Source organism: Neptunomonas antarctica (assembly GCF_001305295.1).
GTDB lineage: Bacteria > Pseudomonadota > Gammaproteobacteria > Pseudomonadales > Balneatricaceae > Neptunomonas > Neptunomonas antarctica.
In genome coordinates this window covers 44,786-56,591 of sequence record NZ_LJSI01000045.1, presented here as the reverse complement: position 1 = coordinate 56,591, position 11,806 = coordinate 44,786, and the positions used below count along the sequence as shown (strand labels likewise).

The window sequence follows — 11,806 nt, the reverse complement described above, 5'->3', positions numbered from 1 at the left end:
CAGGGTCAATACTTACAAGAATAAACTTCCTACCCGAAATGCCAGCCATGCACCTGACCATGCCAGCACAAGGCCAGTAAAAATCGATAACGCCGCCCAACGCCAGCTTCCGGTTTCCCTACGAATTACCGCCAACGTCGCTAAACACGGCATATAGAGCAGCGAGAACACCATTAACGCTAATCCTGCGGCGGGAACTAAACTCGCTTCAATGGCAACTCTCAAACCACCAATATCTGCTGCATTTGCTTGGTAAACCATGGCCAACGTGGCCGCAATCACCTCTTTTGCCAGAAAACCCGATAGCAACGCAACCGTCTCATGCCAGCTAAAACCAAGCGGTGCAAATACAGGTGTCATCCAACGACCTAACTGCTCTAACCAGGAAGCACCACCGTCCATTGGAAAGGTCTGCAGTATCCAGACAGCCATCGATCCGACCAAAATAACGCCACCAACTTTGTGCAAGAAGTCTTTCACTTTATCCCACACATGCAGCATCAAAGAACGCCATGAGGGCCAGCGCCATGGCGGTAATTCCATAATGAAAATTTCATCGGCCTGCTTAGGTAACCAACGGGATAAAAGTGCGGCAATCAAAAATGCCACCATAATACCCAGCATATGAATCCCAAAAAGCGCAGTGCCCGCATTGTCTGCAAAAAATATTCCGGCCAGCAAAACATAGACGGGCAAACGCGCAGAACAACTCATAAAGGGATTGATCAATATGGTGATCAATCGCGCTCGTGGTTCTTCAATGGTACGTGTTGCCATAATCGCAGGAACATTACAGCCAAAGCCCATGACCAGTGGCACAAAGGCCTTGCCGTGCAAACCGACTTTACTCATAACCCTGTCCGTCAGGAATGCAGCACGCGCCATGTAGCCACTTTGCTCCAATATCGCTATAAACAGAAACAGCAGTACAACATTGGGCAAAAACACCAGTACACCGCCAACACCCGCCAATAATCCATCGGTAATTACTGATCGAAACAGCGTATCCGGCAAAATAAATGTGATGCCGTCGGCTACCAAAGAGACGCCTTGTTCAATCCAGTCCGCTGGATAAGCCCCCAAAGTGAAGGTCGCCTCAAAAATCAGCCATAGCGACAAAAAGAACAGCGGCAATCCAAGCCAGCGATTCAGCGTTATACCGTCCAACCAGCTATCAATCCAACTAATATCTACATGCGCTTCGTCTATCTCATGGCATAAACCATGAATATAACCATAGCGACCGGCGGTAATGAGCTCAGTAGCCGTTTCATCATGGCGTTCAGCAAGCATCTTTAATGCGTCAGCCAGTGTTTGTTGCTCCACATTAGTTAATTCAAAGCCAACATCACCTTCTGCTTCCAGGCTTTGTACCGCTTGCCAACGCGGCAAACCAGCATCCGTCAGTTGCTTAATCGCTTGTTCTATATGAGGTTCATAATCAATATGTAATGCACTGCAGGTGGATAGCAGCGACGCCATATGCTGATGACTGGCTAACAGTGAGGCCACCAGCTGATCAAGCAGCGGGACCACAGCGCTGGATTTTCGCCCATCACTGGCCAACACCGGAACGCCTAGTTGCCGACAAAGTAACCGCAGATCAGGCACCCGACGTAACCGGGCGGCTTCATCCATCATATTTAACGCCAATAACGTGGGCAATCCCTGCTCCAGCAATTGAGTCGTAAGCGCAAGATGGCGTGACAGATTGCTGGCATCTAGCACATTCAGAACAAAATCCGGCGGGCTGTTAAGTAGATAATCCCGTGCCACCCGCTCTTCTACACGATTCTGACTTAACGAGTAGAGACCTGGTAAATCCACAAAGGTAAGCGTCACGCCCTGATGTGCGCGTTGTCCTTGCTTTATATCAACCGTGACGCCCGCCATATTACCGGTGCGCTGACGAGCACCCGTTAACTGATTGAACAGCGAAGTTTTACCACAATTAGGATTACCCACCAGCGCGACCGTAAAATCTGTTTTACTCATCCTCCGTCACCTTAATGCAGGCCGCATCTTCATTACGCAGGCAGATCTGCTGTCGACCCAAGCGATAGACTCTTGGATTCCCCCAAGGGGAAACGGCCGAGAGCTGAATAGGTTGGCCGCGTAAAATGCCCAATGTTGCCAAACGTTGTCGCAGTGCATCCGATCCTGAAATATCCAGAATTTTACGCTGCTCTCCACGTTTCAAAGAATCAAGAGTCACACTAATACACCTTGTATCAAAAGCTAATGAGAATGATTATCCTCTTTATTACCTTACCAATATATGACAAATATCAACAAATGTTCATTCATTTAACCTTCTGTCATCAAGCTCATTTAGGACAAAACCCTTTCAGTGATTTATCATGCGTACTTGATTATGTGCACTGATGATGCGTACTGATTACTTTGATGAGGATATAGGCATTGCACGTGAACCACAGAAGTACACCTAACCTTGGCGCGGCCATGAAGCAGCGCCGGAAAGCGCTGGGATTAAATCTTTCACAGCTGGCCGAACTCTCTAATGTTTCCCGTTCAATGTTATCGGAAATAGAACGTGGCAATGCCAACCCCACATTCACTAATTTGTGGAATATTACACAAGCGCTGGGTGTCAGTATTGACGAGCTAGCGCATAGCAGCGCCGAAAATCAGCCCCCTGCTATAGAGCGTCAGGATGCTATCAATACGCCAAGAATGCACAGTGAAGATAAAGGATGTGAGTTAGTCGCATTAAATCCGGTCGCCACCGCCACTGAATTTGAGTGGTACCAACTCATCATCCAACCCGGTAGCCAGCTAGAGTCCGATGCGCATGTTCGGGATACACAGGAACATCTTTCCGTTATTGAAGGGCAGATGACCGTTATATTACATGACGACGTCAGTACAACTGCGGCGATGGGAGATACACTGCGTTACCCTGCAGATATTAAACATTGCATAAAAAACCCAGGGGATAAGCCGGCCCGGGCTTTTTTAGTCGTACATAAAGTGAGCGTTTAATTATTCAGGCCAGTCGAGAATGACCTTGCCGGATGCGCCCGAACGCATCACATCAAAGCCCTGTTGAAAATCTTCCACAGCAAAGTGATGCGTAATAATTGGTGTGAGATCCAGGCCTGATTGAATAACGCTGGCCATTTTGTACCACGTCTCAAACATTTCACGCCCATAGATACCTTTCAAGACTAAGCCCTTAAAGATCACCTTCGACCAGTCGATCGACATTTCACCAGAAGGAATACCCAGCATAGCGATCTTACCGCCATGATTGATCACCTCCAACATATTACGAAAGGCAGCCGGCGCACCTGACATCTCTAATCCGACATCGAAACCTTCCGTCATCTGCAGCTCTGTCATCTTCTCTTGCAGAGACTGCTCCATCACATTCACGGTATGTACCACACCCAGTTTTTTGGCCAACGACAAACGATAGTCGTTCACATCCGTCAGCACCACATGCCGTGCGCCAACATGACGCGCGACGGCCGCGGCCATAATACCGATCGGACCTGCACCGGTAATCAGCACATCTTCACCCACCAGATCAAAAGACAATGCGGTATGCAAGGCATTACCAAACGGATCAAAAATCGCCGCCAGATCATCAGATATATTATCAGGGATTTTAAACGCATTAACCGCCGGTAATGCCAGAAATTCGGCAAAAGCACCGGGACGATTGACACCTACGCCTTGCGTATTGCGGCATAGATGGCGGCGTCCTGCCCGACAGTTACGACAATGACCACAGGTAATATGCCCTTCGCCCGAGACACGGTCGCCAATCGAAAAACCTTCAACCTCACAGCCAATTTCTACAACCGTACCCACATACTCATGTCCGACAGTCATCGGCACAGGAATGGTTTTTTGCGCCCATTCGTCCCAGTTATAAATATGTACATCGGTCCCGCAAATCGCTGTTTTACGGATTTTTATTAACAGATCGTTATGTCCCACGGCCGGCTTGTCTGTCTCGTGTAACCAGATACCTTCCTGTGGATAAAGTTTTGCCAGTGCTTTCATCTCTTTGCTCCTCAGATAATACCCAGTTCGCGACCAATCCGTGTGAAAGCGCTAATCGCCTGATCCAGTTGCTCGCGGGTATGAGCCGCTGACATCTGCGTACGAATTCTCGCCTGACCTTTTGGCACAACCGGAAATGAAAAACCGATCACATAAATCCCTTCGGCAAGCAATCGATTCGACAGCTCAGCAGCCAACGCTGCATCACCAATCATCACAGGAATAATGGCGTGTCCACTGCCCGACAAAGTAAATCCGGCCTGCTCCATTTGTGTTCTGAAATAACAGGAATTTTCATTAAGCTGTGCGCGTAGTTCATCACCCTGCTCGACTAATTCCAGCGCTTTTAATGTCGCCTGCACAATAGAGGGTGCGACTGAATTAGAAAACAAGTAAGGACGTGAACGCTGACGCAACCATTCCACCACCTCTTGTTTAGCGGCTGTATACCCGCCAGAAGCACCACCCAGTGCTTTTCCCAGCGTACCGGTGATGATATCGACACGACCCATCACCTGACAAAATTCATGACTACCCCGTCCATGTTCACCCACAAAACCTACCGCATGTGAATCGTCTACCATTACCAGTGCGTTATATTTATCGGCCAGATCACAGATCCCCTGCAAATTGGCAATCACGCCATCCATAGAAAATACGCCATCGGTTGCAATCAATCGCACCCGCGCATCCTGCGAATCTCGCAAGCACTGCTCCAGTTCAGCCAGATCATTATTAGCGTACCGCAAACGACGCGCTTTACTCAGGCGCACGCCGTCAATAATACTGGCATGGTTCAGCGCATCACTTATGATAACGTCGCCTTCACCCAGTAAGGTTTCAAAAAGTCCGCCATTGGCATCAAAACAGGAGGAATACAGGATGGCGTCTTCCATCCCTAAAAAACGACTCAGTGCGGCTTCCAATTGCTTATGAATATCCTGAGTCCCGCAGATAAAACGTACCGACGACATACCAAAACCATGCTCATCTAACCCCTGCTTGGCTGCCGCAATCAACTCAGAATTGTTTGCCAATCCGAGATAATTATTGGCACAGAAGTTAATAACATCACTGCCATCCCGAAGCCGGATTTGCGGCGACTGGGCAGAGATAATTTCCCGTTCAGCTTTAAATAAGCCCTCTGCTTTTAGCTGTTCAGTTTGCTGTGCCAATTGCTGTAAAAAGTCTGAACGATTCATACCCACCTCCTGAATTCTTGTTTATAGGAATTAAATCCAATATATCAGATCAAAGAAACAGATAAACCTTAATTAGGATTTATTTCTACTAAACAGGATTTTTATCAACTCTAATCATTAGCTAGCATCTGCTTAACATCCTCACCATACAAGCTAACCCTACAATGCCGCCAATGCTGCTTTTTGTCAGCAGGATCACAGCCTAGATATGAAAAAGCTAACAATACAGATTCTGGGAGCGGTGGGGCGTTTTTACAGAGGTAATTACGGGGTTGCAAACGTCACCTAGTGATTTCCAGAACAGAAAAAGTCAGTTTGTTTGCCGGGATTGGTGATACAGACAAAGACAACAGCATGGGTTACTTAGCGAGGATACGAACCTGGTACTAAAATGACTTAAATCTGATTTTATCCGGATTCAATTAAATGCTTTTTTAATATTATCTGCTTTGCGGCCGGTAATCATCTGACGAATTAAATTACGCTCGCCGAATTTGCTAAACCATACAACAACCGGGATATGCACTGCCACCAGCAGCATGGATACATTGGCGAAGATTTCGTGCACTTCCTCAACCCATTCCTCACCCCACAAGGCATCCGTGGTCATCATCCAACCGCTAATACCGGTTAACGCCATCATTACTATCAAACAGATGATCATGGCTCCACCTAATGGATTGTGACCCTCATACAGCGGCTCTTTGCCGGCAAGCATGGCACTTATATGATGACGCACTTTGGAAGGTGTCGGAAAAAAGCTGCGAAAACGGGCATTATCTGGTCCGATAAAGCCCCACACCAAACGCAATGCAAGTGCAGCCAGCACATAGTAACCGACCCATTCATGCAGGTCATCGCCCTCTTCCAGAACCCAATAATTGAGGAGAAAGGCAGTGGAAAGACTCCAATGAAAAATACGGATCAATGGATCCCAAATAACTGGCTGCTTATTCATGTCTTCATCCTTTAACCTAGCAGGCTATTCGTCTTCGCTCTATTTTATTTTTACGATTTCAGCTGTCTCCGGGTGGAAGTAGATTTCAACCTTATTATCATTGTTGTTGCTGTCATAACCATAGATCTCATAGCAACCGCCTGTGGTTTTTTTAAATTTTTTAATACGGTAACCCTGCGCTTCGATTTTCTGTTTCATGACGTCTTCCGCGATCCAATTTGCATTTTCACCGTCAGTACATTTAGGGCCAGCCAATGCCACAGAAGAAGCAGAAAATAATAATGCGGCAATGATCAATTTTTTCATGATTTGAACTCCAGTTGATTACTTGAGTTCATTGTGCCGTTGAAACCTTAAGAGAATATTATGTGAATTATAATGATTAGCGATTTTTCCACTGCAAACGTGCCGTTAAGCCGCCGTTACAGGTATCAAGCAGCAATAACTGGCAAGATTGTAGCGAAGCGATCTGGTTTACAATAGACAATCCCAGCCCAGCACCTCCGCTATCGGCTTTATTTTCACGATAAAAGCGCTGCACTACTTTCTCGCGCGCCGCAGCAGGAATTCCCGGGCCATGATCACAAACGTCAATGACAGCCCCTTCTTCATTTTCATAAACATGAACTTCAACTAAATCACCCGAGTGAGTGTAACGAATCGCATTTTCCACCAGATTACGCACCGATATAGCTAACAGGGTAGGTTCAGAGTGGAGCAATACCTGTGGCGTGCAATTGAGTGCTAATTCAATTTGTTTAGCATCGGCGGCTATCACCAGCTCAGCAATCAAATCTTCCAAGATCGGTTCAGGATCAATGAGCGCTGGTTTGAATACTCCTTTATGTGGCTCTAAACGTGCCAGCTGCAGGAGTTGTGAAACTACCCGCTCCATCCGCATAATGGCTTCAGCTATCGGTGTGTATTGCGCCGTCGGCAACTTAGCAAGGTCCAGATACACCCGTAAAGCGGCTAACGGGGTGCGTAACTCATGCGCGGCATCGTCAGTAAAACGACGTTCCCGTGCCAGCGTAGCGACGACGCGAGAAAAAAGATGGTTCATCGCTTCCACCATGCCCGCTAACTCTACTGGTAAATTAGCGACGTTAATGGCTTCAAGATCGTCACTATCGCGCCGATCAAGCGCCTTTCGGATTTCAAGTAGCGGTCTTAATCCACGTTTTATAATGAGCCACATCGCCAGCAGTAACAGGGGTAATACGATAAGGATGGGCATCATCACCTTATGGCTAATATCATTAGCCAGATCCTCACGCACCTCTATTTTCTGTCCGGTTCGAATCCATAATTGATGCGACTCATCAAACAGTGTGTAGATACGCCAGGCTTCGTACTCACTAACGACCTCTTGGAACCCTATTGTTATTGGCGCGGATACTTGAAAATCAGCCGGGGTACTTAGCAACAGGCGCGCTGCCCCCCACGCCTGAAAGGCCAACTTACGCTCATAGGGATGCCCTGTACTAAGATTACCAACACCCTCTTTTCTTTCATCCATCAATAAGGATTCCTGCAGTTCATCTAGGGTGTTTTGCTCTTGGTGATCAACAACCAAACCATGAAAAATACGTGCAGACTGAACTAACGAAGCATCAAACACTTCCTCAATCTCATGTGAGGTATACCATGATGTCGAGATCAGGGTGAGAATGGAGCTGCTACTAAGCAGGATAAAGGCTCCCCACAGCAAGTAACTACGGATTGAATGTATCAAAGCTTAGCCACCCGATAACCGACGCCGCGTACCGTCTGAATTAATGACTTGCCCAGCTTTTTCCTCAGATTGTGCACATGCACCTCCAATGCGTTACTTTCTACCTCTTCATCCATTTTATATAACAGCTCAGCAAGACGACGACGTGTCTGCACCTGACCGCTGCATTCAACTAGACGCAATAACAGCTCATATTCTTTGCGCCCTAATGATATAGCCACTCCCTCATGAAAAACCTCACGCGCCAGCGTATCGATTTCAATATTATTGTAGTGCAGCCGCTCACTGGGCCGCCCCTGAGATCGACGATATAAAGCACGCACTCGTGCTTCAAGTTCCGCGAGAGAGAAGGGTTTCAGTAGATAATCATCTGCCCCGCTGTCTAAACCTTTTAAACGATCCTCTAGCGCATCACGTGCAGTCAAAATAAGCACGGGGCTATCGATACCCGCCTGCCGCACCTGCCGCAGCAGGTCCAGACCATCGATGTAGGGTAAATTAAGATCAAGGATAATCACATCGCTGGGCAACTGTAATGCAGCAGCCAATCCGCTACGCCCGTCCTGCATCCACTCAACATTATGCCCCTGCGCCGAAAGCGATAGATGTATCCCCTGCCCAAGCAGATTATCATCCTCAATCAACAGTAAATTCATCTATCTTGCCCCGCTTAATTTAAATAAATCGCCTTCTATCATAGTAACCGGTCAAACTTAAAAAAAGCTTAAGAAAATAAGTATCAAACTATGCGGAAGTCGCTGAGTGTTACCGGATGAGCAGTGAGTATGATTATCTGATGCGAATGTTGTTACGGAGTGTTTAAGCTGAGTGTTTATGCAGAGTGCTGTTGCTGATATCGCTGTTTTGAATTGCTTTTATAAACGTCTGCCGAAGCAACACCCGAGTTGCGTGATATGCCTTCTAGCTTTGCGATACACAGATTAAATATCTACACCTAAGCTTACCGTGCTGTTTTCCAGATTAATGTCGCCATACGTCCGGTCTGTTGCTCGCGCCGGTATGAGAAAAAACGCGCTGAATCCAGATGGTTTTTATTTAAGCCCGCTGTATCTGAACGTATTTTATCGGAATAAGTGCAATAATCACCGCCCGATACCCGATCAATTCCAGCCACACTCAAGCGCAACCTTGCCAAGCCATAAAGATCAGCCAGCCACTTACCCTGATTCACCGAAGGTAAAAAAAAGTCATCAGATTGCGCCAGATGATCACAAAACTGCTGCCGTACTTCCTCACCGACTTCAAATACAGAAGGACCGATAGCTGGGCCTAACCAGACATGCATATCCGCACCCGCAAACTGCGCTAACGTTGCTTCCAATACGCCATCGACAAGTCCTCTCCAGCCAGCATGAGCCGCCGCGACCCGTTCACCATCAGTGAAAACGGCAGGCAAACAATCAGCCGTCATGATCACACAGGCAAGATCAGTTTCACTAGTCCAGCAGGCATCCGCTTCTCGAATCACACCATCTCTTTGCGCTTCAACACACGCTGTTCCGTGAACCTGTGTTAGCCATTGCGCATCAGGCAGGGCAAGCGAACTTAACAACCGCGCCCGATTTTTTGCCACAGCTGCAGGCCTATCTCCAACATGATCACCCATGTTCAGGGAATAATAAGGAGCCTGACTCACACCGCCTATCCGCGTAGTAGAGACTACCTGAATCTGCTCAGGCGCGGCCCAGACGGGCCGAATCAGCTGCATGAGTGGATGCATTTATGGATAAATAGCTGAGGCATCATATTACTTGTCATCTTAAAAGCTGCATATTAATAGTCGTCATCGTCCACATAGTCTTTACTATCTTGCTGTAAAGCAGCTAACAACTGCTGAAAGTCTTCCGGTAAGTCAACTTCCCAGCACATCATCTCGCGTGTAGCGGGGTGCCACAGTTCTAGTTTTTTTGCATGCAATGCCTGACGTTTGAAACCCTGCAGTGTTTCCTGCATCTCTTCACTGGCTCCTTTCATCATACGGAAACGGCCCCCGTATAACTGATCACCCGCTAAGGGGTAATTAATGTGAGCCATATGCACACGAATCTGATGGGTACGCCCGGTTTCCAGTTTCAAACGCACATGTGTATGCAAACGCAATTTATGCAGCACCCGGTAATGTGTGACCGCGTCTTTACCACTTTTGACGACACCCATCTTAAGACGGTTCTTCGGATGCCGGCCAATAGGTTCATCAACACAGCCACCGCCCGTCATTACGCCTTGGGCTATCGCTTCGTATTCACGCCCCATAGAACGATCCTGCAACTGGCACACCAGCTCAGTCTGCGCCTGAATAGTTTTGGCCACCACCATCAAACCGGTGGTATCCATATCCAGACGATGCACGATACCGGCACGCGGCACCAAAGCGATATCAGGAAAGTGATGCAATAAAGCATTTAACAAGGTTCCGGTACGATGCCCTATAGCAGGATGCACCACCAACCCGGCCGGCTTGTTAACAATAATGATCTGATCATCTTCATACACAATGTCTAACGGAATATCTTCGCCAGCATGAGCTTCCATCGGCTCAACAGTGGCATTAACCCGAATACGCTCGCCACCGTAAAGTTTTTCCCGAGGTCTGACCTGTTTTCCGTCCACCGTTACAAATCCATCTTTAATCCAGGATTGCAGACGTGTGCGCGAAAATTCCGAAAACAGCTGTGCAATGACCTGATCCAGACGTTTTCCGGTTAATTCACCGGGAACTACTACTTCTAATTCAATCTTTTCTGACATCAATATCCCGATCTTTAGCGCTGATGATTTTGCTTAGCTTCAGGTTATGGTTAAATAGACCCTTAATTAAGCATTTTGGCTCAGTATACCCGATACGGCGAGTCACGCCGAGAATCGGATACTTGGAATATCAGGATTTATTACATGCGCTTGGTAAAAATCGTTGGCATCGTCACTATTTGCGTTCTGGCATCCGCCTGTTCATGGTTTGGTGGTGATAAAGAGATACCGGATATTCCGGAACAACAACTTTATGAAGAATCGATAGCTGCGCTGGAACTCGCGGATTATCAACAGGCGGTTGAAAAGCTACAGCTTCTTGAAGCTCGCTATCCGTTCGGTCGCTATTCAGAGCAGGCCCAGCTGGAACTGATCTATGCATACCATAAAAATTATGAGCCGGAAGCCGCCAGTGCTGCCGCTGATCGTTTTATTCGTTTGCATCCCTCACACGAAAATATCGATTACGCGTACTACCTGAAAGGGCTGACTGCATTTGAGCAGGACAGGACCTTCTTTGAGCGCTATCTACCTATTGATGTCAGTCAACGCGACCCTGGCGCGGCGCTATCCTCTTTCGAGAGTTTTTCAACGCTGCTGAGTCGTTACCCTGACAGCAAGTATGCACCGGATGCTAACAAGCGTATGGTTTTCCTGAAAAACCGCCTGGCAAGGTACGAAATCCATGTAGCTGATTTTTATATGAAGCGAGGTGCATTTGTTGCCGCAGCCAACCGCGGCCGTTATGTTGTCGAGAACTTAAAAAATACGCCTTCGGTATCTGATGCTTTGGCTGTTATGTATCAGGCTTATACCGAGCTGGGCATGACTGATCTGGCAAATAGCGCCAGTGAAGTATTACTGACGAATTATCCTGACTACAATCTGACAACCTATCGCAAGCAAAACAAAACGCTACTGGAAACAGCCACATTTGGTTTATTGGGCAGCAGCGAGGAACCCATTCCTCCTTCTCGACCACAAACCAACAAGCCAATTTCTGACGAACAAGGTAAAACCGAAACGACAGAAAGATCCTGGTTCGATCGAGTGACCTTTGGTGTATTTGAGTAAATTTTTTTAATCCTGAAGCAAGGAAACGTAAACGCA

General features: G+C 47.3%; 12 protein-coding genes and 1 pseudogene. 3 read left to right on the top strand and 10 right to left on the bottom strand.

Annotation, left to right across the window (positions count from 1 at the left end; genetic code table 11):
* Positions 1-12: 12 nt before the first annotated feature.
* Positions 13-1,995 (bottom strand): ferrous iron transport protein B, encoded by a 1,983-nt coding sequence (gene feoB, locus Nant_RS11865; RefSeq protein WP_054341871.1) that lies wholly within the window; start codon positions 1,993-1,995, stop codon positions 13-15.
* Positions 1,988-2,215 carry a FeoA family protein gene (locus tag Nant_RS11860; RefSeq protein WP_054341870.1) on the bottom strand — a complete coding sequence of 76 codons (228 nt, stop codon included), beginning with the start codon at positions 2,213-2,215 and terminating at the stop codon, positions 1,988-1,990. The genes feoB and Nant_RS11860 overlap by 8 nt, the downstream gene beginning before the upstream one ends.
* Positions 2,216-2,427: 212 nt before the next feature.
* Between Nant_RS11860 and Nant_RS11855 the strand changes: the two genes are divergently transcribed.
* On the top strand, positions 2,428-3,003 hold the full coding sequence (locus tag Nant_RS11855) for a helix-turn-helix domain-containing protein (RefSeq protein WP_143773549.1): 576 nt from the start codon (positions 2,428-2,430) through the stop codon (positions 3,001-3,003).
* Here Nant_RS11855 and tdh read toward each other — a convergent pair whose 3' ends face one another.
* The 6 genes from tdh to Nant_RS11825 all read right to left on the bottom strand — a co-directional run bounded on the left by tdh (position 3,004) and on the right by Nant_RS11825 (position 8,583).
* On the bottom strand, positions 3,004-4,032 hold the full coding sequence (tdh, locus tag Nant_RS11850) for an L-threonine 3-dehydrogenase (RefSeq protein WP_054341868.1): 1,029 nt from the start codon (positions 4,030-4,032) through the stop codon (positions 3,004-3,006).
* An 11-nt stretch (positions 4,033-4,043) separates the two neighbouring features.
* Positions 4,044-5,234, bottom strand: coding sequence for a glycine C-acetyltransferase (locus Nant_RS11845; RefSeq protein ID WP_054341867.1), 1,191 nt, complete (start codon positions 5,232-5,234; stop codon positions 4,044-4,046).
* 418 nt (positions 5,235-5,652) lie between these two features.
* A complete protein-coding gene (locus tag Nant_RS11840; RefSeq protein ID WP_054341866.1) occupies positions 5,653-6,192 on the bottom strand; it encodes a cytochrome b/b6 domain-containing protein in 540 nt (179 codons plus the stop codon).
* Positions 6,193-6,231: 39 nt separating this feature from the next.
* On the bottom strand, positions 6,232-6,498 hold the full coding sequence (locus Nant_RS11835; protein WP_054341865.1) for a PepSY domain-containing protein: 267 nt from the start codon (positions 6,496-6,498) through the stop codon (positions 6,232-6,234).
* A gap of 76 nt (positions 6,499-6,574) precedes the next feature.
* On the bottom strand, positions 6,575-7,927 hold the full coding sequence (locus Nant_RS11830; protein ID WP_076496043.1) for a HAMP domain-containing histidine kinase: 1,353 nt from the start codon (positions 7,925-7,927) through the stop codon (positions 6,575-6,577).
* A complete protein-coding gene (locus tag Nant_RS11825) occupies positions 7,924-8,583 on the bottom strand; it encodes a response regulator (RefSeq protein WP_054341863.1) in 660 nt (219 codons plus the stop codon). Before Nant_RS11825 ends, Nant_RS11830 begins: the two co-directional genes overlap by 4 nt.
* Positions 8,584-8,675: 92 nt before the next feature.
* Between Nant_RS11825 and Nant_RS21910 the strand changes: the two are divergent.
* Positions 8,676-8,750: pseudogene (locus Nant_RS21910) on the top strand (transcriptional regulator); the annotation flags it as partial.
* Positions 8,751-8,888: 138 nt separating this feature from the next.
* Here Nant_RS21910 and pgeF read toward each other — a convergent pair.
* The gene (gene pgeF / locus Nant_RS11820) at positions 8,889-9,656 is read right to left on the bottom strand and encodes a peptidoglycan editing factor PgeF (protein ID WP_054341862.1); all 768 of its coding nucleotides are present in this window, start codon (positions 9,654-9,656) and stop codon (positions 8,889-8,891) included.
* Between the two features lie 65 nt (positions 9,657-9,721).
* Positions 9,722-10,696 carry a 23S rRNA pseudouridine(1911/1915/1917) synthase RluD gene (rluD, locus tag Nant_RS11815; protein ID WP_054341861.1) on the bottom strand — a complete coding sequence of 325 codons (975 nt, stop codon included), beginning with the start codon at positions 10,694-10,696 and terminating at the stop codon, positions 9,722-9,724.
* Between the two features lie 144 nt (positions 10,697-10,840).
* On the opposite strand from rluD, the gene bamD reads away from it, so the two are divergent.
* A complete protein-coding gene (gene bamD / locus Nant_RS11810) occupies positions 10,841-11,770 on the top strand; it encodes an outer membrane protein assembly factor BamD (protein ID WP_054341860.1) in 930 nt (309 codons plus the stop codon).
* The last annotated feature ends 36 nt before the right edge of the window (positions 11,771-11,806 follow it).